The following is a 23,639-nucleotide window of genomic DNA, read 5'->3' on the forward strand; positions in this document are numbered from 1 at the left end:
CCGCCCCCTCGCGCACAGGGCGGGACTTCGAAGGCGGGCGTCGGGCCGGTCGGCCGATCGCCGACCCCGTGGCGGACAGCGCCCCGGCGACCGGCTCCGCATCGGAGCCGCCGGGGGCGGACGGACAAAAGCCCTCGCACGCGAGGAGCGTGCGAGGGCTCGAAGCCGTCACGACGCCACCACGGCCGCGTCCGGCCGCGGGGCGCACGGGAGGCGGTCCCGCCCAGGCCTAGTAGACGTGGACCCCATAGGCGCTCAGCGCCTCGGTGACCGGCTGGAAGAAGGTCGTACCGCCGGAGCTGCAGTTGCCGCTGCCGCCCGAGGTCAGACCGTACGCCGTGGTACCGCCGTACAGCGGACCTCCGGAGTCCCCGGGTTCGGCGCAGACGGTGGTCTGGATCAGGCCGCGGACGATGTCGCCGCCACCGTAGTTGACCGTCGCGTTCAGCGCGGTGACGCGGCCGCTGTGGGTGCCGGTCGTGGATCCGCGGCGGTAGACGGTCGTGCCGACCGAGGGCGTCGCGGCGCGGGTGATGTCCTGGCTGCCCACGGAACCCGACTTGGTCACCGAGCTGTTGGTGTAGCGCACGATGCCGTAGTCGTTGCCGGGGAAGCTGGAGCCGGCCGTGGTGCCGAGCGTGGTCGAGTGCGAGGAGTTCGACCACCAGGTGCCCGCGCCGTCGGTGCAGTGACCGGCGGTCAGGAAGTAGTAGTTGCCGCTGGAGTCCTGCACGTTGAAGCCCAGCGAACAGCGCCAGCCGCTCGCGTAGATCGCGTCGCCGCCGGAGATCAGCTTGTTGAACCTGCCCGCCGTGTGCTTGACGACGAGGGCGCCCGAGTCGCCGCCGGCCTGCCGCTTGATCTTCGCTATCTCGGCCCGGGACACCGTGCTGTCGACGGTGACGACGACACGGTTGGTCTTCGCGTCGACCGCCCAGGCCGTGCCGGGGATGTCGGCCTTGAGGACGGAGTCGCTCGCCCTCGTGAGCTGGTTGGCGCTGAACGTGTGGGCGTCGCTGGCGTTCGCGGTGGGGGCGGCGAGCGCTGCCGCGGCCAGGAAGCCGGTGGCCACGGCGGTCAGCCGGGTCCGTCTTGCGGTGCCGCTGCGGGGAGTGGTGCGCTTGATCCTCACGTTGCATTCCCTCCCAGGGGAAGTCGAGGGCCCGCGTGGGGTCGGGGCCCGGTGAGGCGCAGTCAGGGACTTGTTCGGGGTACCGCACAATGCTCATGCCCCTGACAAGCACTGAGGGGGAGTATTCGGCCGAACGGCCGGTCGGCACAAGGGTTCCTTTCGGCCGTCAAACTTTGAACCACCTATGCGCACCGCCCCCTTGACACCGGTTCGGGGACGGGCCGGGCGGCACGCACCGCCCACGGCCCGGCGACCGACGGCACCGGTCGACTCCGGCCAGGGCGAAGGCGGCTTCACCGGCGGGGACGGACCCGCGCCCACGTCCGCCGCCACCCCCGTCCGCGGCCGGGCCGCCGGAACCGGTGCCGGAGGACACCTCACCGTCACCATCGGCCGCCCCGTACCGGACATGGCCGGAATTCACTCCTCCGGATGATCCCCTAGCAGTCGCAGCACGAGCAGCACTCGAGGCACTCGCAGCACTGGCAGGCCTCGCAGCACGAGCAGTCGCAGTTGCCGCAGCAGCCCTCGCGCCTCTTCCGGGACCAGGGGCCCTCGTACTCGTCGGCGCAGCACACCTTGCAGGTGCAGCACACGCCCAGGGCGGCGGCGCACCCGGCCCAGAAGCCCCGCTTGTCCGGGCGCGGCGGCTCGCCCCCGAAGGGGTCGCCGTACGGGTTGCCCGGCGCCGGGGGCGCCCGGTGTCCCGGGGGCGGCCCGAAGGAGGCCTCGGGCGCGTGTCCGCACGCGTGGCCGCCGAACGCCCGGTCCACCGAGCGACTCAGCTCGTGCGCGAACAGCAGGTGGACCAGCCTGCCGTCGGCGAAGTCCACCTCGCGCAGCGCCAGCCGGATGCCGTGCAGGGCGTCGTCGGCGAGCCGGCGGGCCTCGGTGAGGGAGGCGCCGGTGGCGGCGAGCGGGTTCCAGGCACCCGAACGGGCGTCCGCCTCCCGGTCCTCCACGGCGTCCAGCAGGTGCGCGAGCCGGCCGAAGAGGCGGCCGGCCTCGGCGAGCGGCCCGGCGTTGCCCGGCCGGTCCGCCAGCACGGCGGTGTGCGCGAAGGCTGCCGCCGTCGCCGTCTCGGTCGGCTCGGTGACCGTCAGCAGCGGGGTGCCGTGGCCCGCCAGGGCCTCGATGCCGGTCTGCCGGTCGACGGCGTCGACGAGGACACCGGTGTCGAACCCGACGGCGGCGCCGGTGCGGGCCCCGGCCCTCCCCCAGCTCGTCGCGACCCGGCGCGCCGCGAGGGCGACGGGCCCGCGGGCCAGCAGTCCGTCCCGGTCGGCGACATGGTCGCGCACCTTGGCGGAGGCGAGGACCAGCGAGACGGCCGCGGCGAGCCGGGCGCCCTCGCCCTGGGCGACGGACGCCGTCCGCATGCCACGCAGCGCGCACGGCCCGGCGGTGCGCCGCGCCCCCTGCGCCGGTCCGGCCTGAGCCTCCGTCAGGACGGACACGAGCAGGCCGTCGTAGTTGGTCACGACGCGGGCGAACTGTCCGTGATCACGGCGCAGGGCGAGGCACAGACCGCACAGGTGTGCCATCCACTGGGCCCTCAGACCCTCCCCCAGCCGGTGACTGCACGGCCGTACGATTCCGAACACGCCGATCCCCCGTGATGTGCCGCGACCTCGAGCCGAGGCATCGTATCGGCCTACTGTCGGCTCGTATCAGCCATGCCGTTCACCCATACGCTCCGTGCATCACCCATCTGCCAACGACAATCATATTTCACTCTCAGTCAGCAGCCGTATGAGTCAGGACCCTTGGGGTACACGGGCTCTCGACGTACCCGCTGTGCACCAGTACCGTCACAAACCCCCCGCGCGGCGCCCATTTACTTGGCGCGCCGTCTGCATCATGGATGACCATAGGGATGCGCAGAGCAAGAAGACAGCGGTGAGAGGAGGCGTCCATGGGATCGGTACGCAAGGCGAGTGCGTGGCTCGGCCTCGTCGACGACAACGATGACGAGCGTTACTACGACGACGACTACTCCGAGGGCACCGAGTCCGCGGACGCCTGGGTCACGGACCCCCGGGTGAAGGTGGCCACGGACACGGCCGAGGAGAAGGGCCGCAGGATCGGCACGGTCACCCCGGACAGCTTCCGGGACGCCCGCGCGATCGGTGAGCTGTTCCGGGACGGCGTCCCGGTCATCATGAACCTCACGGCGATGGAGCCCTCCGACGCCAAGCGCGTGGTCGACTTCGCGGCCGGGCTGACCTTCGGCCTGCGGGGCACGATCGAGCGGGTCGCGAACCGCGTGTTCCTGCTGACGCCCTCCAACACCGAGATCGTCAGCGGAGAGCCGGCGGCGCGCCGCGAGGACGGCTTCTTCAACCAGAGCTGAGGCGGGGCCGGTGTCCGGCCCCGCCCCCGCCGGGGCTCACCGGAAGGCGTCGAGCCCGGTGAGCGCCTTGCCCAGCACGAGCTGGTGCATCTCGACGGTGCCCTCGTAGGTGAGCACCGACTCGAGGTTGGTCGCGTGCCGCATGACGGGGTACTCGAGCGAGATCCCGTTGGCGCCGAGGATCGTCCGCGCCGTACGGCAGATCTCGATGGCCTCGCGGACGTTGTTGAGCTTGCCGAAGCTGACCTGCTCGGGACGCAGGCGGCCGGCGTCCATCCGCCGCCCCAGATGGTGGGCGAGCAGGATCCCCTTGTGCAGTTCGACGGCCATGTCGGCGAGTTTGGCCTGGGTGAGCTGGAAGCCGCCGATGGGCCGACCGAACTGCTCCCGGGTCTTCGCGTACTCCACGGCCGCCTCGAAACTGCTGCGTGCCGCACCCATGGCGCCCCACACGATGCCGTAGCGGGCGTGCGAGAGGCAGCCGAGCGGCCCGCGCAGGCCGGTGGCCTCCGGCAGCACCGCGCCGGCGGGCAGCCGTACGTCGTCCAGGACCAGCTCGCTGGTGACGGAGGCCCGCAGGGACCACTTGTGCCTGATCTCGGGTGCCGAGAAGCCGGGGCGGTCGGTCGGCACCACGAACCCGCGGATGCCGTCCTCGGTCTGCGCCCAGACGACGGCCACCCCGGCCACCGATCCGTTGGTGATCCACATCTTGCGCCCGTTGAGCACCCAGTCGTCGCCGTCGCGCTTGGCGTGGGTGCGCATGGAGGCGGGGTCGGATCCGTGGTCGGGCTCGGTGAGCCCGAAGCAGCCGATCACCTCGCCGGCGGCCATCCGCGGCAGCCACTCCCGCTTCTGCTCCTCGCTGCCGAACCGGTGGATCGCGTACATCGCGAGCGAGCCCTGCACGGAGACCAGGGAACGGATGCCCGAGTCCGCGGCCTCCAGCTCCAGGCAGGCGAGTCCGTACTGCACGGCCGTGGCGCCGGCACACCCGTAACCGGTCAGGGACATGCCGAGCGCACCGATGCCGCCCAGTTCCCGGGCGAGCTCCCGGATGCCGGGCAGCTCGCCCTTCTCGTACCAGTCGGCGACGTACGGCAGCACCCGGTCGGCCGCCCAGCCGCGGACGGTGTCCCGGATCGCCAGGTCCTCCGGGTCGAGCAGGTCGTCGATCCCGAGCGGGTCGGCGGCATCGAACGGCGGCAGCTTCGCGGACGCGGACATGGAACACCCTCCGGGACACTGGGACTCAGCAAAACTAGCAGCGCTAGTCACGTCTCTCCGGGCGACGTTACGGTGCGGTGTCCCGCACGTCCAGAGCGGGGGTCAGGCCGACACCTTGGGCTTGTGCGGCTCGCGCGGGGCGGGCACCGCCCCCACCGGGGGCGCCTCCTGCGCGCCCTGCTCGCCGCACTGCATGATCCGCGGCAGCCGCAGCGCCATCAACCCGCCCAGCAGCAACAGACCGGCGCTGACCAGCAGGGTCACATGCAGCCCGTGCACGAAGGAGTCCCGGGCGGTCCGGCGCAGGGCCTCACCGGTGGGCCCGCCCAGTCGCCCGGCGACCTCGTAGGCCTCGCCGAGCGAGTGGCCCGCCGCCCGTGAGGCGTCCGAGGGGACGCCCGGCACCGATGCGAGCCCCGGCGCGTAGGCCCTGTTCATCACGCTGCCGAGCAGGGCGATCCCGATCCCGGCGCCGAGTTGGTACGAGGTCTCGCCGATCGCCGCCGCTCCGCCGGCCTGCTCGGCCGGTGCCTCGCTGAGCATCGACTCGTAGGCGCCGAAGAGGGTGGTCTCCAGGCCGAAGCCGAGCAGCACGAAGCCGCAGAGCAGCAGCGCCGCGTTGTCCTCGCCGCCCATCGCGGTCAGCGTCACCACCGCGGCGGCGGTGAGGCAGAAGCCGGCGCTGACCATGCGGCGCGGTCCGAAGCGGCGCAGCATCCGGGCGCCCGCGAGGCCCGCCGCCATCGCCGCGACGGTCAGGGGCAGCAGCCGCAGTCCCGTCCGCAGGGGCGACAGACCCAGCACCAGTTGCAGGTACTGCGCCGCGATCAGCTCCAGGCCGACCAGCGCGAGCATGGCCAGCACGATGCAGCCCACCGAGGTGCTGAACGCCGGCCGCCGGAACATCCGCAGATCCACCAGCGGATGCGGGCGGCGCCCCTGGCGCCGGACGAAGAGGAACAGCAGCGCCGCGCCCAGCAGCAGCGGGGCCAGCGTGAACGGACTCGCGGCGGACTCGCCGCCGCCGAGCCGCTTGACACCCATGACGACGCCGAACAGGCCGGCCGCCGCCATCAGCGCGCCGGTGACGTCCCACGGGCCGTCGCCCTCGCCCCGGGACTCGGGCAGCAGCATGCGCCCGACCGGCAGGCTGACCAGCATCAGCGGGATGTTGACCAGGAAGACCGAGCCCCACCAGAAGTGCTCCAGCAGGAAGCCGCCGAGCAGGGGGCCGACGGCCGCGCCGACGGCGGCGACCGCGCTCCAGACCCCGATGGCCAGCGCGCGCTCACGCCGGTCGGGAAAGACCTGGCGCAGGATCGACAGGGTCGCGGGCATGACCATCGCGCCGCCGACGCCGAGCAGCGCCCGGGCCAGGATCAGCGCGTGGGCGCTCGGCGCGAAGGCGGCCACGGCGGAGGCGACTCCGAACAGGGCGTAGCCGAGGAGCAGCACACGTCTGCGGCCGATCCGGTCGCCGAGCGTGCCGAAGAGGATCAGCAGCGAGGCGCAGACCAGCGGGTAGACGTCGACGATCCAGAGCAGCTCCACGGCGCCGGGTCTGAGGTCCTCGGTGACGGCGGGGACCGCCACGTGCAGCACGGTCGCGTCGAGGGCGACGAGCAGCAGGCTGACGCAGAGGACGACCAGGACGACCCAGCGGTTGGCACCGGCCCCGGCCGCCCGACGGCACGGCCGGACGGCGGCCGTGGTCGTCCCGGACATGTACGTACCTCCCAGATGGATCCCTCGCGTGCTGCGGACGGGCGGAGCGGGGACTCTCCGTCGTACGGCCGGAGAGGAGCGGGGGTCTCCGGCCCGCGCAAACCCACGCGGGTGACTCGCCAGCGTACGCGAGTCCGTCGTGGGCACACGTGGCGGACCTCTCACACGCGGGAGCGAACCCGTGTGGCGTACGCCACCTCGCACGATGTGACGCGGACGGGCGGGCGGCCCGGTTGCTGACCCGGCCGATAATCGAGCCCGTGACCGACCTCGCGACGCGCCCGGCCCCGGCCCGCGGCACCCTCCTGCGCCGGGCGGCCCCGGCCCTCCTCGGGTACGCGGCCGTCCGTGTGCTCGGCCTGCTCGTGCTGGCCGTGTGGAGCGCCGCGCGCGGCAGGAGCGCGCTCACCCTGCTGGGCGCGCGCTGGGACTCCCTCTGGTACGCCCGGGTGGCCGAACTGGGCTACGGCTACGAGGTGCGCCTGCCCAACGGCGACGTCCACTCCAACCTGGCGTTCTTCCCCTTGCTGCCCTGGCTGGAGCGGCTGCTGCACGGCGTCACGCCGCTGTCGTACGCGCACGCCGGCCTGGTCGTCTCCCTGCTCGCCTCGCTGGCCGCGGCCGGAGGGATCTTCGCGGTCGCGGAGTGGGTGTACGGGTCCCGGGCGGGGGTCTGCGCGGTGCTGCTGTGGGCGGTGCTGCCGGTCGGGGTCGTGCAGTCGATGGCGTACAGCGAGTCCCTCTTCACCGCGCTGGCCGCCTGGTCGCTGTACGCCGTGCTGACCGGCCGGTGGGTGGCGGCGGGGCTGCTGGCGGCGCTGGCGGGGCTGACCCGTCCGGTGGGTCTCGCGGTGGTCGCGGCGGTGTGGGTGGCGGGCGCGCTCACGTTCGTGCGGAGGTGGAGCGCGTGCGAAGCGCACGACGGCGGCCGTGCCCCCGACCCGGCGGCCGGGGTACGCGCCGAGCGCGAGGCGCGTGCCGGCGGCGCACGAGGAGCTACACGCGCTCCGTCCGGTCCGGAGGGCGCGCACGATGCGGAGCGCGCTGCGTCGCACACGCCTCGCGCCGTCTGCGCACCCGCGTGGCGCCGCGCCCTCGGGCTGCTCCTCGCCCCGCTGGGCACGGCCGGCTACGTGCTGTGGGTCGGCCACCGCACCGGCGGGGGGCCGCTCGGCTACCTGGACGTGCAGGCCGGCTGGCGCAACGGGTTCGACGGCGGGTACGCCTTCGCCCGCTTCGTCGCCGACAAGTTCACGTCACTGCCGTCGGCCCCGGCCGGAGCGGGCCTGGTCGTCGGGGTGGTCCTGTTGATCACGCTGTACGCGACCGGTGTGCGGCAGCGGCAGCCCGTCCCCCTGCTGGTGTACACGGGCGCCGTCCTCGCCCTGGCCCTGTGCGCCTCGAGCTACTTCGGGTCCAAGCCCCGGCTGCTGATACCGGCCTTCCCGCTGCTGTTCCCGCTCGCCCGCGCCCTGGCCCGGCCGCGGACCGCACGATCGGCGCTGGTCACAGCGGGTCTGGCGGTGGCGGCGGCGGTGTACGGCGCGTTCTGGCTGAACGGCTCCGGTCCCCCGTGATCGGCCCCGGCGGCCGGTGAGCACACCCTGAATTCCACCCCATGATTCGGTGAACGAATTCATAAGGGCCATATAACCGCGACCGGAATGATCAAAGGAATTACGGGAAGCGGGTTCACCGGATTGCGGAATCCCAGGAATTCAGTGGCTCCTGAGACGTTTCCCACATCACATCGTCATCACAAATCCGCTGTTTCGACCGGGAACAGAGCGCACTCGCTGTAACGTCGAGCGGGTGCGTACCGAACCAAACCTCACCCGGCGTCTGGACCGGGTGTTCGCCAGGCTGGACCGTGAGCCGGAACGGCCGGCCCACCTCGATGTGCCGCGGATGAGCCGGCACCGGGTCGTGCTGTTCACCGCGACCCTCGCCTTCTATCTGGCGATCGTCTGGGCCGTGGTGATCACCTCCTGGCTGGTCCGGCTTGACTGGCAGGTCATGTTCTTCCGGCCGTACCAGCAGTGGTCCGGGATCCACTGGTTCGTCGACTACTACGTGGTGCTCGGCCAGCGGGGCCCCACCGCGGTCATGGTCGCGGCCTGGCTGGGCTGGCGCTCCTGGCGTCAGCACACGCTCCGCCCACTGCTGACCCTCGGCGCGTCACTGCTGCTGCTCAACATCACGGTCGGCGCCGCCAAGTACGGCATGGGCCGGCTCGGCCCGCACTACGCCACCGTGATCGGCTCGAACGAGATGGGCCTCGGCGGCGATATATTTCCCAGCGGCCACACCGCCAACGCCGTGGTGACCTGGGGAATCCTGGCCTATCTGGCCTCCACTCCGACCGCGCGCCGCTGGCTGTCCGCCGTGTCGGCCGTGACCTCGCTGGGTGTCGGGATGGCCACCGTCTACCTCGGTACGCACTGGCTGAGCGACGTGCTGCTGGGCTGGGCCGCGGGCCTGCTGATCCTGCTCGCGCTGCCGTGGTGCGAGCCGCTGATCGCCCGGTCCGAGACCGCGATCTTCGATCTGCGCGACCGCTGGCGCACCCGCCGCGGCCGTACCGTCCCCGCACCGGCGGCGCCGGTCCCGGTGGTGCTCAAGCCGCGCACCGCGCCCGCCGAGCAGTCCGCTCCGGCCCGCGAGCCGGTGGCTTCGGTGCGCGGGCCCCGGACGCCGATCCATCTGGCCCCCGGCCCGCACACGGCACGTTCGGAGCGCACCCCGGTCACCCCGGCGGGCAGCCGCCGACCGCCGCACGCCGACCGGCTGCCGCGCGGCACCTCCCAGCCCGCCCGGCCCGTCTCGGGCGGCTGACACACCCGCCGCGGCGGCGTGGTCCGGTACGCACGACCGACCCCGTGGCCGCGCCGAAGGCCCCGTCCCCCCTTTCGAGGGGGGACGGGGCCTTCGGCGTAGGGGCCGCGCCGTGCGCGAGAGGTGTTGTCAGCCCTTCCAGGCGCGGGTCACCCGGCCGTCCCGCACCTCGAGGTTGAGCCGGCCCACCCGGTACTCCATGGTGATGATCGTGCCCGGCGGGAGTGCCCGCACCGTCGACCACCCGCGCCGGCGGGCGAGCCGTTCGGCGTTCGTGGCGTCGAGACCGACGTACCCGTCCGGACTGTCCTGGGGCTCCGCCGGCGGAGTGGGAATGGGTGCCATGCGGCCACGCTAGGCCCCGTCGGGCGGCGACGGAAGCCGCGGCGGCGGCAGACCTCCGGCCCCTCTCGCGTCCCCCTCCTGTCACGCTTCTGTCACAGGTTCCCGGACCCGATTTCTTCGAACTCCGTCACACGATCGGGGGTTTCCAGGCCGTTCACCGGGGTATTCGAACAGAATTCTCACGCGCCGGCACCCTCCTCTCGAATTGGGCGGAGGAAAGCGTCTCGACCATCGATCGGCGCGGATCCGCGGCACTGATTCCGCGCCGATTCCGCGGCGGTGCCGGGAGATCCGGCACCGCCGCGGAATTTCACGGATTGGGCGTGCCACCGCCGTGCGGTCCCACCGACCGCGCCAGGGCCCCGTCGAGCCGGTCGCGGATCCTTCCGACCGACTCGGTCAGCTCGGCGGGCTCCAGGACCTCGAACGGGAAGCCGGTCATCATGATGTGGATCACCATCACGTCCAGGCTCGGCGCGCCGCTGCGCAGGAGGCAGGCGTCCGGGCCGTCGGCCTCCAGCGTCCCGGCGGACGGCGAGATCCGCTCGGCGGCCTCGTGCAGCGGCACCAGCAGCCGGACCACGGACCGCTCGGCGTACGCGTGTGTGGAGACGCCTCTGGAGACATGGGCGGCCAGGTCCCCGGCGGGCGGCTCGCGCGGGGTGAAGCGGGGCCCGTGCGGCGGCCTGGGGGTGATGCGGTCGACCCGGAAGGTCCGCCAGTCCGCCCGGTCGACGTCCCAGGCGACCAGGTACCAGCGCCGCTCGGTGCAGACCAGCCGGTGCGGTTCGACGGTGCGCCGGCTCACGGCGCCGTCGTGCGTGCGGTACTCGAAGCGCAGCCGCTCGGCGTCCCGGCACAGGTGGGCGATGTCGGTGAGCAGCGCCGGGTCGACCGGAGAGGCCGACGGGCCGCCGCTCAGCATCGGCACGGTGAAGGCGTTGAGCGCGCCCACCCGGCGGCGCAGCCGGTTCGGCAGCACCTGCTCCAGCTTGGCCAGGGCGCGCACCGAGCTCTCGCCGATCCCCTCGATGCCCTGGCCGGCGGCGGTGCGCAGGCCGACGGCCACGGCGACGGCCTCGTCGTCGTCCAGCAGCAGCGGGGGGAGCTCGGCGCCCGCGCCGAGCTGGTAGCCGCCACCGGTGCCGGGGCTGGCGTTGACCGGGTAGCCCAGCTCGCGCAGCCGGTCCACGTCCCGGCGGACCGTGCGCGGGGTGACGCCGAGCCGTTCGGCCAGTGCGGCACCGGACCACTCGCGGTGGGCCTGGAGCAGCGAGAGCAGGCGCAGCAGTCGTGCCGAGGTCTCCAACATGGGACGATTCTTCCCGCCGATGCGGACAGCCGCTGTCCTCGACGGGACAGCGGCTGCGGTGCGCGGCCGGCTCAGAGCGCCAGGCGCCGGCCGGGCACGATCAGGTCCGGGTCGTCGCCGATGACGTTCCGGTTGGCGGCGTAGACCCGCTGCCAGGTGGTGCCGTGCCGGGCGGCGATGGCGCTGAGGGTGTCGCCCTCCCGGACGGTGTAGTCGCCGCGGGACGCGGCACGGCCGGTGTGGGCCGCCGTGCGCTCGGGCCGCGCGGCCGGCGCCGACTTCGTCGTCGCACCGCTCCCGGTCGCCGCTCCCGAGGCCGCCCCGGGGGCGGTCCCGGTGGCTCCGGCACGGCCCGAGCAGACCGGCCAGGCCCCCCAGCCCTGGGCCTGCTGGACCTTGGCGGCGACGGCGATCTGCGCGCTCCGGGAGGCCTGGTCGGCCGTCGGGGCGTAGGCGCCGCCGCCGTAGGCGCGCCAGGTGCCGGCGGAGAACTGGAGCCCGCCGTAGTAGCCGTTGCCGGTGTTGATGTGCCAGTCGCCGCCGCTCTCGCACTGGGCGATGCGGTCCCACACCCCGCTGTCCGCGGCGCTCGCCTCGCCGCTGGCGGCCAGCAGCCCCAGCGGGGCCAGCAGCGCGGCTCCGGCCAGGGCGGCCGCTGCCGTACGGCCCTTGCGGGCTCCGTCGGGACGGGCGGTGCGGCGGGTGGTATCGGCACAATCGGACATGTAACTCCCTCTCCACGTACCCGGGCTCCCCCGGACGGAGCGCGCCTCGCCGCGCAGGACCGCGGTTCCTCGCGCCCGCCCCGCCCGCCGCGACCGGTGCGGCGATCGTGCTCTGCCTGGCCGGCCGGCGGACGTACCCGAGCGGTGCTGGTTGCACACGGCGAAGGAATGTAGAGAGGGCGGACGGGCTGTTTCAACCAAGTCGCCGTCGTTCCAGGCCAGTTCGCGGTTACCTCAGGTATCGGCGAATTTCGGCCAGCCGTTTCGTCCGTGGATTTCAGGATTTTTCGACCACTTACCCGAATGGCGCGTGACCCACTTCACTCGTTCAAGTGCCTTGAAGAGAAACGGACTTGACGGTGAGTGTCCGGTTCCGGACCGATGGTGACCGTGTGCGGTGGATGGTTCGATTCCGTTGCTCCGAGGGCGTGACCCCCACCACAGGACGCCCGTTGTCTTCTTCATGAGCCCGGAACCCCGGGGCTCAGCGGCCGGGAGCCACCCGGCCGACCCAGCACCGCATCCCGAGGGAGCCACCGTGCCGCGCATGCTCGACGTCAGTGACGCAGTACGCGCCGAGATCGGCGACGAAGAAGCCGACCGGCTGCTCGCCGGAGAGAACGCCCCGGGCAGTTACGACTGCACGTCCTGCCGCACCCCGGGCGACTCCGAGCAGGAGCGCACCAGCACCGTTCTGTTCGTCGGCGACGAGACCGCCGTCCTCGCCTTCGCCCACGCTGGCTGCCTGCCCTCGCAGGTCGTCCAGGTCACCGAGGAGCAGTTGCAGGGCGCCGTCCGGTCCATCGGCGGACGCCCGGCCGCGGACGGCGACCTGAGGCGGTCCGTGCCCGAGCAGGCGGTGCTCGGTGTGACCAGCGGACTGGTCCTCGTCGAGGGCGAGTTGCACCCGGCGCTCGTCGTCGAGCCGACGGCTCCCATCGTGCGCCCCGGCTCCTTCGGCGCCGGCGACGACTTCCTGCCGCTGCTCATCGAGCAGGGCTTCATGCCGGTGACGGAGCTGGTGTCGGTCCCGCCGGTGCTGCACGGATGGTCGGTGCTGCTCGCGATGGGCCAGCTCCACGCGGTGCTCCAGCCGGGAGTGGGCGGTGGCCAGCCGGTGGCCTGGTGGCAGGCGCACCAGCCGCTGCAGGTGACGGACGGCTGGCGGGCCGCCGCCAACAAGCACCAGCAGGTACTGCTGTTCGCGGCGCCGGTGGGATCCATCGGGCGGCAGCCCCGGGAGGACCTGCTGCGCGCCTCCCTCGACCGGGCCGCGGCCGGGGGCAAGCTGGTGGCGGCGGCGCTGCCTCTCGCCGGCACCTGAGACCCGCCCGGCCGCACGCCGGGAACACGCCCCACTTGTCCGACCGCATCCCTTTCGGATTCCGTTCGTTTGGACATACGTGCACGCATATGACGCCCCTCCTCCCCGCCGGCCAGCCTTCGTCTCCGTTCCGTCCGCCCGGGCAGGGGAGGGTTCGGCCGCGCCCTCGGCCACGCCGATCTACGACTCGCTCTACGCGGAGTGGGTCAAGGCCTTCCGTACGCTGCCGGGTGACCGCAGCGGTGAGGAGGAGCTGGGCTTCTGCGCCTTCGGGAACACCACCCCGCACAGCACCGGTTCGTACCGCATGACCTCCTACAGCGCCTACAGCGCGGGGGCGTACAGCGCCCGGCAGGGCGGCGGTCAGCAGCAGCCGCAGTGGCAGCGGGTCGGCACGCTGGGGCGGCAGCAGGACACCGGGATGCACCACGTCCCGGCGGGGCTGCCGCCCGCCCCGCGGCGCGGCGCCTGAGGCATGGCGAAGGGCGGCCCCCGGAAGCGGGGGCCGCCCTTCGCCATGCCCTGGGGGCGGTTACTTCTTCTTGCCTCGCTTCTCGCGCACCCGCACCGAGATGTGGATCGGGGTGCCCTCGAAGCCGAACTCCTCGCGCAGGCGGCGCTCGATGAAGCGCCGGTAACCGGCCTCGATGAAGCCGGAGGCGAAGAGGACGAACCGCGGCGGCTTGGTCCCGGCCTGGGTGCCGAACAGGATGCGCGGCTGCTTGCCGCCCCGGACCGGGTGCGGGTGGGCCGACACCAGCTCGCCGAGGAAGGCGTTCAGCCGGCCGGTGGGCACCCGGGTCTCCCAGCCGGCGAGCGCGGTCTCGACCGCCGGGACCAGCTTCTCCATGTGCCGGCCGGTACGGGCCGAGACGTTGACCCGGGGCGCCCAGGCGACCTGGCCCAGCTCGGTCTCGATCTCCCGCTCCAGGTAGTAGCGGCGCTCCTCGTCGAGGGTGTCCCACTTGTTGAACGCCAGGACGACCGCGCGGCCCGCCTCCACGGCCATGGTGACGATGCGCTGGTCCTGGACCGAGATGTTCTCGGAGGCGTCGATCAGGATGACGGCGACCTCCGCCTTCTCGACGGCGGCCGCGGTGCGCAGCGAGGCGTAGTAGTCGGCGCCCTGCTGGAGGTGGACCCGCTTGCGGATGCCCGCGGTGTCGACGAACTTCCAGGTCACCCCGCCCAGCTCGATCAGCTCGTCGACCGGGTCGCGGGTGGTGCCGGCGAGTTCGTTGACGACGACGCGCTCCTCGCCCGCCACCTTGTTCAGGAGGGAGGACTTGCCGACGTTCGGACGGCCGATGAGGGCGATGCGGCGCGGACCGCCGACCGCGGTGCCGAAGGTCTGCTCGGGCGCCTCGGGCAGCGCCTCGAGAACGGCGTCCAGCATGTCGCCGGTGCCTCGTCCGTGCAGGGCGGAGACGGGGTGCGGCTCGCCGAGGCCGAGGGCCCAGAGGTAGGTGGCGTCGGCCTCGCCGCTCGGGCCGTCGACCTTGTTGGCGGCCAGCACGACGGGCTTGCCCGCCTTGCGCAGCAGCCGTACGACCGCCTCGTCGGTGTCGGTGGCGCCGACCTTCGCGTCCACGACGAACACGACGGCGTCGGCGGCCTCGATCGCGTACTCGGCCTGCGCGGCGACGGAGGCGTCGATACCGAGGACGTCCTGCTCCCAGCCGCCGGTGTCGACCACCTTGAAGCGGCGGCCCGCCCACTCGGCCTCGTAGGTGACGCGGTCGCGGGTGACGCCGGGCTTGTCCTCGACCACGGCCTCGCGACGGCCGATGATCCGGTTCACCAGGGTCGACTTGCCGACGTTGGGGCGGCCGACGACGGCGAGCACGGGCAGCGGCCCGTGACCCGCCGCCTCGATGGCGCCCTCGACGTCCTCGATGTCGAAGCCCTCTTCCGCGGCGAGCTCCATGAACTCCGCGTACTCGGCGTCGCCGAGAGCCCCGTGGTCGTACTCGTGCTCAGCCGAGTCGCCGGGCTGGGTCTGGTCGTTCATGAAGTCCGTACCTCGTCGTTCATCGTGGTGATCGGTGGAGCGGCCCTGGTGGACCGGTCCACTACTCAAGTGTCGCTTGCCCTGCCCGGCGGATCGGGCCGGAGGAAATCAACGGTATCCGACCGGGCCCCGCGTCTTCGGCGGGTTGCGCCGGGCGGGGCTCAGCGCCCGGTGAGGCGCCTGGCGTTCTCCAGATGGCCGGTGAGCTGCTTCTGGATGCGCTCGGTCGCCTCGTCCAGCGCCCCGCGCGTGCGCCGTCCCGAGCCGTCGCCCGCGTCGAACGGGTCGCCGAAGACGACGTCGACGCGGGAGCGCAGCGGGGGCAGCGCCTTCGTCAGCCGGCTGGGGCGCGCGGTGCTTCCCAGTACGGCCACGGGCACGACGGGCGCCCCGCTGCGCACCGCGAAGTAGGCGAGCCCGGCCCGCAGCGAGGCGAAGTCGCCCTCGCCCCGGGTGCCCTCCGGGAAGATGCCCAGCACCCCGCCGGCCGCCAGCACGCCGAGGGCCCGGGTGATGGCGGTGCGGTCCGCGGCGGCCCGGTCCACCTTGAGCTGGCCGATGCCGGTCAGGAAGGGGTCCAGCGGGCCGACGAACGCCTCCTTCTTGATCAGGAAGTGCGTCGGCCGGGGCGAGACGCCCATGACCATCGGCCCGTCGATGTTGTGCGAGTGGTTCACGGCGAGGATCGCCGGACCGCTCGCGGGCAGCTTCCAGGCGCCGAGCACACGCGGCCGCCACAGCCCGTACATCAGGCCGACGCCGATGCGCCGCCCGATCTCGGCGCCCCGCTCCGACGGAAGGCTCACTTCCCGGCCCGCTTCTCCTCGACCAGGGTGACGACGCACTCGATGACCTGGGCGAGGGTGAGCTCGGTGGTGTCCACCTCGACCGCGTCGTCCGCCTTGGCGAGCGGGGAGGCCTTGCGGCTGGAGTCGGCGGCGTCCCGCTTGATCAGGGCCTCGCGGGTGGCGTGGACGTCGGCGCCCTTCAGCTCGCCGCTGCGGCGGGCCGCACGGGCCTCCGGGGAGGCGGTGAGGAAGATCTTCAGGTCGGCGTCCGGCAGCACGGTGGTGCCGATGTCCCGGCCCTCGACCACGATGCCGAGCTCGGCACCGGCCGCCAGGAAGCGCTGCAGCTCGGTGATCCGGGTGCGCACCTCGGGCACCGCGCTGACCGCGCTGACCTTGGAGGTGACCTCCTGGGTGCGGATCGGGGCGGCCACGTCGACACCGTCGACCGTGATGGTCGGCGCGGACGGGTCGGTGCCGGAGACGATCTCCGGCTTGCCCGCGACGGCGGCGATGGCGGTCGGGTCCTCCAGGTCGATGCCGTTGGCCACCATCCACCAGGTGATGGCCCGGTACTGGGCGCCGGTGTCGAGGTAGCTCAGGCCGAGCTGGGCGGCCACGGCCTTCGACGTGCTCGACTTGCCCGTGCCGGAGGGGCCGTCGATCGCGACGATCACGGGCTTGGCGGTCGGGGCGCCGTTTTCCACGGGGACACCTTCCTGGTGCGGTGCGGTTCAGGGGGGGCTGGAGCGCGAGAGCGCCCCGCACAAGGTTACTGGGTACGGCTGACCGGGACGGACGGCCGTCCTCCTACTGCCGCAGCGCCCAGCCCCGCTCGCGCAGCGCCTCCTTCAGCACGGACGCCGCCCTGGGCTCGACCAGGAGCTGCACGAGTCCGGCCTGCTGCCCCGTCGCGTGCTCGATCCGGACGTCCTCGACGTTGACCCCGGCCCGTCCCGCGTCCGCGAAGATGCGGGCGAGCTGGCCGGGCTGGTCGTCGATGAGGACGACGACCGTCTCGTACACGCGTGGCGCGCTGCCGTGCTTGCCGGGTACCCGTACCTGGCCCGCGTTGCCGCGGCGCAGCACGTCCTCGATGCCCGAGCCGCCCTCGCGGCGCTTGTCCTCGTCGGAGGACTGCAGGGCGCGCAGGGCGCGGACGGTCTCCTCGAGGTCGGCGGAGACGTCGGCGAGCAGATCGGCGACCGGGCCGGGGTTGGCGGAGAGGATGTCGATCCACATCCCGGGGTCGGAGGCGGCGATCCGGGTCACGTCCCGGATGCCCTGCCCGCACAGCCGCACGGCCGCCTCCTCGGCGTGCTCCAGGCGGGCCGCGACCATGCTGGAGACCAGGTGGGGCATGTGGGAGACGAGCGCCACGGCCCGGTCGTGGGCGTCGGCGTCCATGACGACCGGCACGGCCCGGCAGTGCGAGACCAGTTCCAGGGCGAGGTTGAGGACCTCGGTGTCGGTCTCCCGGGTCGGGGTGAGCACCCAGGGGCGGCCCTCGAAGAGGTCGCCGGTGGCGGCCAGCGGGCCCGACTTCTCCCGGCCGGACATGGGGTGCGTGCCGATGTAGGCGGACAGGTCGAGGCCGCGGGCCTCCAGCTCGCGGCGCGGACCGCCCTTGACGCTGGCCACGTCGACGTAGCCGCGCGCGGCACCGCGGGTCATGGCGTCCGCGAGGACGCCGGCCACGTGTGCGGGCGGGGCGGCGACGACGGCGAGGTCCACCGGGCCGGCGGGGGCCTCGTCGGTGCCGGCACCCAGCGCGGCCGCCGTGCGGGCCTGTTCGGGATCGTGGTCGGTGAGGTGGACGACGACGCCCCGCCGGGTCAGGGCGAGCGCGGCGGAGGTGCCGATGAGCCCGGTGCCGATGACGAGTGCGGTTCTCACTGGGCGATGTCCTTGCGCAGGGCGGCGGCGGCGCCGAGGTAGACGTGGGCGATCCGGTCGCGGGGCCGGTCCGACTCGATGTGCGCGAGCACCCGGACGACCCGGGGCATGGCGCCCTCGATGTCCAGTTCCTGGGCGCAGATCAGGGGGACGTCGACGATCCCCAGCTTGCGGGCGGCGGCGGCCGGGAAGTCGCTGTGCAGGTCGGGGGTGGCCGTGAACCAGATGCTGATCAGGTCGTCGGCGGTGAGTCCGTTGCGCTCCAGTATCGCGGTGAGCAGGGCTCCGACCTGCTCGTCCATGTGGTCGGCCTCGTCCCGCTCCAGTGGGACGGCCCCCCGGACCGCTCGTACCGCCACGGCGCTGCTCCTCGCTGACATGTGTTGCTGGCATGCGTTTCGTTCTGGCCCGTCCAGCCTAGCCATGCCCCGGGCGGCCGGGTGCGCGGCGCCCGCCCGCTGAGACGCGGGGCCGACCCGGTGACGCCGTGTCCTCTCCCCCGCCACCTGCTTCGGCAGGAGAGCCTTTGGTGCCAAGATGTCATGAATCATGGCTTTTCTTACTGCCGATGTTCGGAGTGACGACATGACCTACAGCACGACGCGGCGCACGGTTCTCGCGACGGGCGCGGCGGCGCTCGCCACCGGCTGCGGGGGCAGCGGCGGCGATACGACGGGCTCCTCCTCCTCGTCGCCCGGCGGCATGGAGCTGGCGAGCACCAGCGACATCCCCGAGGGCGGCGGCAAGATCTTCAAGGCGCAGAAGATCGTGGTCACCCAGCCGTCGAAGGGCGACTTCAAGGCCTTCTCGGCGATCTGCACCCACGAGGGCTGCACGGTGAGCGAGGTGGCCGACGGCACCATCGACTGCCCCTGCCACGGCAGCAGGTTCCACATCGCCGACGGCTCGGTGGCGCACGGGCCGGCGACCCGGCCGCTGCCCGCCGAGACGATCAAGGTGGAGGGAAATTCGATCCACCTGGCGTGAGGGGCCCGCGTACGCTCCGGGAATGCAGCCCGAGGACCTGGTACGCGACCACACGATCTACGCCTGCGTCATGGGTTCGCGGGCCTTCGGCCTGGCCACCGAGGCCAGTGACACCGACCGGCGGGGCGTCTTCCTCGCCCCCACTCCCCTGTTCTGGCGGTTCGAGCGGCCGCCGGCGCATGTGGAGGGGCCGGGCGAGGAAAGGTTCTCCTGGGAGCTGGAGCGGTTCTGCGAGCTGGCGCTGCGCGGCAACCCGAACGTCCTGGAGTGCCTGCACTCCCCACTGGTGGAGCACGTGGACGACACCGGCCGCGAACTGCTGTCGCTGCGCGGCGCCTTCCTCTCCCGGCAGGTGTACGAGACCTTCACGCGCTACGCCCTCGGCCAGCGCCGCAAGCTCGACGCCGACGTCCGCACGACGGGCGTCCCCCGCTGGAAGCACGCCATGCACCTGCTGCGCCTGCTGACGAGCGCCCGGGACCTGCTGCGCACCGGGGAACTGCGGATCGACGTGGGCGCCGAGCGGGAGCCGCTGCTGGCGGTGAAGCGGGGCGAGATCCCCTGGCCGGAGGTCGAGACCCGCATGGCCCGGCTCGCGGCGCAGGCCGAGGAGGCCCTGCACGGCACGCCGCTGCCGCCGGAACCGGACCGCGCACGGGTGGCCGGATTCCTCTTCCGGGCGCGCCGGGACTCAGCCCGCCGGGCGGACGCGCACGACGAAGTCGTGCAGGGCGTCGTGGACCGTGGGGGCGTCGGGCAGCGCTGAGGCGGCCTGCGCCTCGTCGAGCACGGCGTGCAGGCGTTCCACGTCGGCCTCCACACGCGCGTGGTCGACGTCGGCGGCGCCCTGCTCGCGCTCGGCCTTGGCGGCGATCAGCTCGGCCAGGTAGGCGGGCGCGTCCGCCTGGTCCAGCAGGGTGGGCAGATGGGCCTGCACCTCACCGCTGCGCATCAGATGGATTCCGGTGAGCAGCACGCGGAAGGTGTAGAGCAGCGGCTTGAGTTCGCCGGTCTTGTCGAACAGCCGCCACTGGGTCACCGCGAACCCGCGGTAGTGGTGCGCGTGGTGGCTGGTGAGGACGCCCGGGGCCAGAGCGGCCAGCTCCCGGTGCGCCTCGCAGGTGTGCGCCACGAGGGGGGACAGAAGCTGCTCCAGCACATAGCCGTTGCGCCGGAGCATCAGCCGGGCGAACTTGCGGACATCGTGGGTGACGAGGTCCATCTCGACGCCGAAGCGCACCCAGGTCCGCGACCGGGTCTCCTCCGGCTCGCGCAGCCCGAGCAGGTCCGCCGCGGGCAGCAGATGGACACCGCGCAGGTCGAGGTCGGAGTCCGCGGAGGGGAACCCGTACAGGTGGGATCCGGAGACGGTCGCGAACAGCAGGGGGTGGGGCTGCTCGGCGATCACGGGCGTCAGGTCCATGTCGAGGTCGTCGATCATGGCGCTAAGCGTCCCAGAGCGCCCCCAGTGCCAACAGGTCGCCCCGGTACTCGATCCGCCCGGCCCAGTCGGCGGGCCAGGCGTCCGCGCCGAGCCAGGCGCCCGCGAACGCGCCGGTGAGGCAGGCGATGGAGTCCGAGTCGCCCGAGGAGCAGGCGGCCCGGCGCAGGGCGGTGACGGGCTGGTCGGGAAAGAGCAGGAAGCAGAGCAGTCCGGTGGCGAGGGCCTCCTCGGCGATCCAGCCCTCTCCGGTGGCCAGGCAGGGGTCGGTCTCCGGGGAGACGGTGCGCACGGCCTCCTGGAGGCGGCCGAGCATGTCCAGGCACTCGTCCCACCCGCGCGCGATGAAGTGCTCGGGGCCGGGGTCCTGGGAGCGGGTCCACAGGTCGCCGAGCCAGGCGTGGTCGTAGCGGGTGCGGTTGTCGTAGGCGTAGCTGCGGAGCCGCCCGACCAGCCCGGCCGGGTCGGCGCCCCGGGCGAGCAGGTGCACGGCGTGGGCGGTGAGGTCGCAGGCGGCCAGGGCGGTGGGGTGTGCGTGGGTGAGCGCGGACTGCAACTGGGCGGCGCCGGCACGCTGTTCGCGGGTGAGGCCGGGAGCGAGGCCGATGGGGGCGACCCGCATGTTGGCGCCGCAGCCCTTGGAGTCGACCCGGCCGGCGTCCTGCCAGGCGCGGCCCTCCTCCTTGAGCAGGCGGCACGCGGTCAGGCAGGTGTTGCCCGGGGCGCGGTCGTTGTCCGGCGACAGGTACCAGTCCACGAACTCCTCGCGCAGCGGCCGCGCCAGCCGTTCCGGGGCGAGGTCCCCGCGCTCCATGGCCGTGCGGAGCCCGCGGCCGACGGCGAGGGTCATCTGGGTGTCGTCGGAGACGAGGGCGCGCCGCGGCAGCTCCATCGCCCGCCAGGGGCCGCACTCGGCGAGGATCGAGGGGACGTCGTCGAACTCGGTCGGGAAGCCGAGGGCGTCCCCGAGGGCGAGGCCGAGGAGCGAGCCGGTGGCGGCGCGCTTGCTCGGGCGGGTGGTGGTCATGCGGGGCTTCCTTCCCGGGACGGTCGGAGCAGGGGCGGGTGCAGGGCGGCCGCGGGGCCCGCGCGGTAGAGGGCGGCCGGCTTGCCGCGGCCTGCGGTGAGCCGGGCGGCGCCGGGGACGGGCTCGACGAAGCCGGGAGTGGCGAGCACCTTGCGGCGGAAGTTGGGCCGGTCCAGGGCGGTGCCCCACACCGCCTCGTACACCTGCTGCAGCTCGCCCAGGGTGAACTCCGGCGGGCAGAAGGCGGTGGCGGCGTGGGTGTTCTCCAGCCGGGCGCCGACCCGGTCGTGGGCGTCGGCGAGGATGCGGTCGTGGTCGAAGGCGAGCGGCCCCACCGAGCCGTACGGCAGCCAGCGGGCCCGGGCCGCGTCGCCGCCGCCGCGCGGTTCGGGGGGATCGGGCACCAGCGCGGTGAACGCGACGGAGACGACCCGCATCCGGGGGTCGCGGCCCGGCTCGCTGTAGGTGCGCGACTGCTCCAGGTCCAGCCCGCAGACGTCGTCCAGGCCGGTCTCCTCGGCGAGTTCACGCCGGGCGGCCGTCTCCGCGGACTCGTCGGGCAGCAGGAAGCCGCCGGGCAGCGCCCACCGGCCGGCGTAGGGTTCCTGCCCGCGTTCGACCAGCAGCACGTGCAGCACGCCCTGGCGGACGGTCAGGACGGCGAGGTCGACGGTGACGGCGAAAGGCTCGTAGGCGTGCTTGTCGTAGCCGTGCGGCACGGACACCCCCTTTTATAGTCATCGAGACTATAAAAGGGGGTGTCCGTGCCGCACAACCTCTCTAGAGGTCGACCTCCTGCATCAGCATCCCGACCTCGGTGTTGGACAGGCGGCGCAGCCAGCCCGACTTCTGGTCGCCCAGGGTGATCGGGCCGAAGGAGGTGCGCACCAGCTTCTCGACCGGGAAGCCGGCCTCGGCGAGCATGCGGCGCACGATGTGCTTGCGGCCCTCGTGCAGGGTCACCTCGACCAGGTAGTTCTTGCCGGTCTGCTCGACCACCCGGAAGTGGTCCGCGCGCGCGTAGCCGTCCTCGAGCTGGATGCCGTCCTTCAGGCGCTTGCCCAGGTCACGCGGGATGGGACCGACGATGGCCGCGAGGTACGTCTTCTTCACGCCGTACTTCGGGTGGGTCAGCCGGTGTGCCAGCTCGCCGTGGTTGGTGAGCAGGATGACACCCTCGGTCTCGGTGTCGAGCCGCCCGACGTGGAAGAGCCGGGTCTCGCGGTTGGTGACGTAGTCGCCGAGGCACTGCCGGCCCTCGGGGTCCTCCATGGTGGAGACGACACCGGCGGGCTTGTTGAGCGAGAAGAACTGGTACGACTGCGTGGCGACGGTCAGACCGTCGACCTTGACCTCGTCCTTCTCCGGGTCGACCCGGCGGCCCTGCTCCAGCACGATCTCGCCGTTGATCTCGACCCGGGCCTGCTCGATCAGCTCCTCGCAGGCGCGACGGGATCCGTAGCCCGCGCGCGCGAGCACCTTCTGCAGCCGCTCGCCCTCCTGCTCGGCGCCGGGGAAGGTCTTGGGCAGCTTGACGTCCTTCTTGCCCGCGTACCGCTCCCGGTTGCGCTCCTCGGCCCGCGTCTCGAACTCGCGCGAGCGCCCCGGGGCCGACCGGCCGCCGCGCTGCTGGGACTGCTTCGGGCCGCCCTTGGCGCCGCCGCGCGCGGAGCCGCCGCGCCCGGACTTGGGACCGTCCTGGGAGGCCCCGGGGCCCACGTCGTAGCGGCGCTCCTCGGGGCGGGGCTTGCGGGGCCGGCCCTGCCCCTGCTTCTGGTCCCTGTCGTTGCCGGCACCGCGGTGGTTACCGCGCCCGCCGCTCTTGCCGCTGCCGCTGCTTCGCATCAAGGTTTCCGTCTTAGTCGTCTGCGTCCTGACCGCCGGGCGCGTCGGGCGCGTCCGGGTCGAACGACGGGACCCCCTCCTGGGTCTCGGCCTCGATCGCCTCCGCCTCCGGGAGGAAGGGCGCGAGTTCCGGAAGTTCGTCAAGGCCGCGCAGGCCCATCCGCTCCAGGAAGTAGTTCGTCGTCCTGTACAGGATCGCACCTGTTTCGGGTTCCGTGCCCGCCTCCTCGACCAGACCGCGCTGGAGGAGGGTGCGCATCACGCCGTCGCAGTTCACTCCGCGCACGGCGGAGACCCGGCTGCGGCTGACCGGCTGGCGGTAGGCGACGACCGCGAGGGTCTCCAGCGCGGCCTGGGTGAGACGGGCCGTCTGGCCGTCGAGGACCAGGCGTTCCACGGCGGGCGCGTACTCGGCGCGGGTGTAGAAGCGCCAGCCGCCCGCGACGAACCGCAGCTCGAAGCCGCGGCCCTGCACGGTGTAGTCGTCGGCCAGCGCACGCAGCGCGTCCCCGATCTGCCGCCTGGGGCGCTCGAGGATGCGGGCCAGGTGCTCCTCGGTCGCGGGTTCGTCCACGACCATCAGGACCGCTTCGAGGGCGGGCTTGAGGTCCAGCCCCGCGACGGCGCCCGGGGGCGCGTCGGCGGGCGCCTCGGTGGGCCGGGCGG

General features: G+C 73.0%; 24 protein-coding genes. 7 read left to right on the top strand and 17 right to left on the bottom strand.

Annotated elements, in window-relative coordinates; all coding sequences use genetic code 11:
- Nucleotides 1-229 precede the first annotated feature (229 nt).
- Nucleotides 230-1,132: a S1 family peptidase gene (locus MXD57_RS13895; protein ID WP_250401705.1), complete on the bottom strand. Its 903-nt coding sequence runs from the start codon at nucleotides 1,130-1,132 to the stop codon at nucleotides 230-232.
- Nucleotides 1,133-1,572: 440 nt separating this feature from the next.
- Entirely contained in the window at nucleotides 1,573-2,736 is a 1,164-nt protein-coding gene (locus MXD57_RS13900) for a DUF5685 family protein (protein WP_250401706.1), read from the bottom strand.
- Between the two features lie 311 nt (nucleotides 2,737-3,047).
- Here MXD57_RS13900 and MXD57_RS13905 point away from each other — a divergent pair, with 311 nt between their 5' ends.
- On the top strand, nucleotides 3,048-3,485 hold the full coding sequence (locus MXD57_RS13905) for a cell division protein SepF (protein WP_199209989.1): 438 nt from the start codon (nucleotides 3,048-3,050) through the stop codon (nucleotides 3,483-3,485).
- Nucleotides 3,486-3,521: 36 nt separating this feature from the next.
- Here the strand turns inward: MXD57_RS13905 and MXD57_RS13910 are convergent, their stop codons facing one another.
- Together MXD57_RS13910 and MXD57_RS13915 are read right to left on the bottom strand one after the other, a co-directional pair.
- The gene (locus tag MXD57_RS13910) at nucleotides 3,522-4,712 is read right to left on the bottom strand and encodes an acyl-CoA dehydrogenase family protein (RefSeq protein ID WP_250401707.1); all 1,191 of its coding nucleotides are present in this window, start codon (nucleotides 4,710-4,712) and stop codon (nucleotides 3,522-3,524) included.
- Nucleotides 4,713-4,814: 102 nt separating this feature from the next.
- Nucleotides 4,815-6,437 carry an MFS transporter gene (locus MXD57_RS13915; RefSeq protein ID WP_250401708.1) on the bottom strand — a complete coding sequence of 541 codons (1,623 nt, stop codon included), beginning with the start codon at nucleotides 6,435-6,437 and terminating at the stop codon, nucleotides 4,815-4,817.
- Between the two features lie 260 nt (nucleotides 6,438-6,697).
- On the opposite strand from MXD57_RS13915, the gene MXD57_RS13920 reads away from it, so the two are divergent.
- Nucleotides 6,698-8,014 carry a mannosyltransferase family protein gene (locus MXD57_RS13920; protein ID WP_250401709.1) on the top strand — a complete coding sequence of 439 codons (1,317 nt, stop codon included), beginning with the start codon at nucleotides 6,698-6,700 and terminating at the stop codon, nucleotides 8,012-8,014.
- Nucleotides 8,015-8,249: 235 nt separating this feature from the next.
- Nucleotides 8,250-9,272 carry a phosphatase PAP2 family protein gene (locus MXD57_RS13925; RefSeq protein WP_250401710.1) on the top strand — a complete coding sequence of 341 codons (1,023 nt, stop codon included), beginning with the start codon at nucleotides 8,250-8,252 and terminating at the stop codon, nucleotides 9,270-9,272.
- Nucleotides 9,273-9,401: 129 nt separating this feature from the next.
- Here MXD57_RS13925 and MXD57_RS13930 read toward each other — a convergent pair whose 3' ends face one another.
- From MXD57_RS13930 to MXD57_RS13940, 3 genes are all read right to left on the bottom strand, one after another.
- Complete coding sequence (locus tag MXD57_RS13930; RefSeq protein WP_250401711.1) at nucleotides 9,402-9,617, bottom strand: I78 family peptidase inhibitor; 216 nt, start codon at nucleotides 9,615-9,617, stop codon at nucleotides 9,402-9,404.
- 310 nt (nucleotides 9,618-9,927) lie between these two features.
- The gene (locus MXD57_RS13935) at nucleotides 9,928-10,929 is read right to left on the bottom strand and encodes a helix-turn-helix transcriptional regulator (protein ID WP_250401712.1); all 1,002 of its coding nucleotides are present in this window, start codon (nucleotides 10,927-10,929) and stop codon (nucleotides 9,928-9,930) included.
- A 71-nt stretch (nucleotides 10,930-11,000) separates the two neighbouring features.
- Nucleotides 11,001-11,654 (bottom strand): LysM peptidoglycan-binding domain-containing protein, encoded by a 654-nt coding sequence (locus MXD57_RS13940; protein ID WP_250401713.1) that lies wholly within the window; start codon nucleotides 11,652-11,654, stop codon nucleotides 11,001-11,003.
- Nucleotides 11,655-12,192: 538 nt separating this feature from the next.
- Between MXD57_RS13940 and MXD57_RS13945 the strand changes: the two genes are divergently transcribed.
- Both MXD57_RS13945 and MXD57_RS13950 read left to right on the top strand, forming a co-directional pair.
- Nucleotides 12,193-12,978, top strand: coding sequence for a hypothetical protein (locus tag MXD57_RS13945; RefSeq protein WP_250401714.1), 786 nt, complete (start codon nucleotides 12,193-12,195; stop codon nucleotides 12,976-12,978).
- Between the two features lie 79 nt (nucleotides 12,979-13,057).
- Nucleotides 13,058-13,450 carry a hypothetical protein gene (locus tag MXD57_RS13950; protein WP_250401715.1) on the top strand — a complete coding sequence of 131 codons (393 nt, stop codon included), beginning with the start codon at nucleotides 13,058-13,060 and terminating at the stop codon, nucleotides 13,448-13,450.
- Nucleotides 13,451-13,510: 60 nt separating this feature from the next.
- Here the strand turns inward: MXD57_RS13950 and der are convergent, their stop codons facing one another.
- From der to aroH, 5 genes are all read right to left on the bottom strand, one after another.
- On the bottom strand, nucleotides 13,511-14,989 hold the full coding sequence (gene der, locus MXD57_RS13955) for a ribosome biogenesis GTPase Der (RefSeq protein ID WP_250401716.1): 1,479 nt from the start codon (nucleotides 14,987-14,989) through the stop codon (nucleotides 13,511-13,513).
- 161 nt (nucleotides 14,990-15,150) lie between these two features.
- On the bottom strand, nucleotides 15,151-15,738 hold the full coding sequence (locus MXD57_RS13960; RefSeq protein WP_250401747.1) for a lysophospholipid acyltransferase family protein: 588 nt from the start codon (nucleotides 15,736-15,738) through the stop codon (nucleotides 15,151-15,153).
- 53 nt (nucleotides 15,739-15,791) lie between these two features.
- A complete protein-coding gene (gene cmk / locus MXD57_RS13965; RefSeq protein WP_250401717.1) occupies nucleotides 15,792-16,484 on the bottom strand; it encodes a (d)CMP kinase in 693 nt (230 codons plus the stop codon).
- Nucleotides 16,485-16,587: 103 nt separating this feature from the next.
- Nucleotides 16,588-17,673, bottom strand: a complete 1,086-nt coding sequence (locus MXD57_RS13970; protein ID WP_250401718.1) for a prephenate dehydrogenase — start codon at nucleotides 17,671-17,673, stop codon at nucleotides 16,588-16,590.
- The gene (aroH, locus tag MXD57_RS13975; RefSeq protein ID WP_250401719.1) at nucleotides 17,670-18,032 is read right to left on the bottom strand and encodes a chorismate mutase; all 363 of its coding nucleotides are present in this window, start codon (nucleotides 18,030-18,032) and stop codon (nucleotides 17,670-17,672) included. Before aroH ends, MXD57_RS13970 begins: the two co-directional genes overlap by 4 nt.
- Nucleotides 18,033-18,258: 226 nt before the next feature.
- On the opposite strand from aroH, the gene MXD57_RS13980 reads away from it, so the two are divergent.
- The gene (locus MXD57_RS13980; protein ID WP_250401720.1) at nucleotides 18,259-18,660 is read left to right on the top strand and encodes a Rieske (2Fe-2S) protein; all 402 of its coding nucleotides are present in this window, start codon (nucleotides 18,259-18,261) and stop codon (nucleotides 18,658-18,660) included.
- Nucleotides 18,661-18,682: 22 nt separating this feature from the next.
- Complete coding sequence (locus MXD57_RS13985) at nucleotides 18,683-19,426, top strand: nucleotidyltransferase domain-containing protein (protein WP_250401721.1); 744 nt, start codon at nucleotides 18,683-18,685, stop codon at nucleotides 19,424-19,426.
- Here MXD57_RS13985 and MXD57_RS13990 read toward each other — a convergent pair.
- Genes MXD57_RS13990 through scpB form a run of 5 tightly spaced genes read right to left on the bottom strand, consistent with a single transcriptional unit; the run spans nucleotide 19,352 to nucleotide 23,586 of the window.
- On the bottom strand, nucleotides 19,352-20,101 hold the full coding sequence (locus MXD57_RS13990) for a nucleotidyltransferase domain-containing protein (protein WP_250401722.1): 750 nt from the start codon (nucleotides 20,099-20,101) through the stop codon (nucleotides 19,352-19,354). The two genes, MXD57_RS13985 and MXD57_RS13990, sit on opposite strands and share 75 nt — an antisense overlap.
- A gap of 4 nt (nucleotides 20,102-20,105) precedes the next feature.
- Entirely contained in the window at nucleotides 20,106-21,128 is a 1,023-nt protein-coding gene (locus MXD57_RS13995) for an ADP-ribosylglycohydrolase family protein (RefSeq protein ID WP_250401723.1), read from the bottom strand.
- Nucleotides 21,125-21,853 (bottom strand): NUDIX hydrolase, encoded by a 729-nt coding sequence (locus MXD57_RS14000; RefSeq protein WP_250401724.1) that lies wholly within the window; start codon nucleotides 21,851-21,853, stop codon nucleotides 21,125-21,127. Before MXD57_RS14000 ends, MXD57_RS13995 begins: the two co-directional genes overlap by 4 nt.
- Before the next feature lie 55 nt (nucleotides 21,854-21,908).
- On the bottom strand, nucleotides 21,909-22,973 hold the full coding sequence (locus MXD57_RS14005) for a pseudouridine synthase (protein WP_250401725.1): 1,065 nt from the start codon (nucleotides 22,971-22,973) through the stop codon (nucleotides 21,909-21,911).
- A gap of 13 nt (nucleotides 22,974-22,986) precedes the next feature.
- Nucleotides 22,987-23,586 (bottom strand): SMC-Scp complex subunit ScpB, encoded by a 600-nt coding sequence (gene scpB, locus MXD57_RS14010; RefSeq protein ID WP_250401748.1) that lies wholly within the window; start codon nucleotides 23,584-23,586, stop codon nucleotides 22,987-22,989.
- Nucleotides 23,587-23,639 lie beyond the last annotated feature (53 nt).

It is taken from the genome of Streptomyces cellostaticus (assembly GCF_023630175.1).
Classification (GTDB): Bacteria; Actinomycetota; Actinomycetes; order Streptomycetales; family Streptomycetaceae; genus Streptomyces; species Streptomyces cellostaticus_A.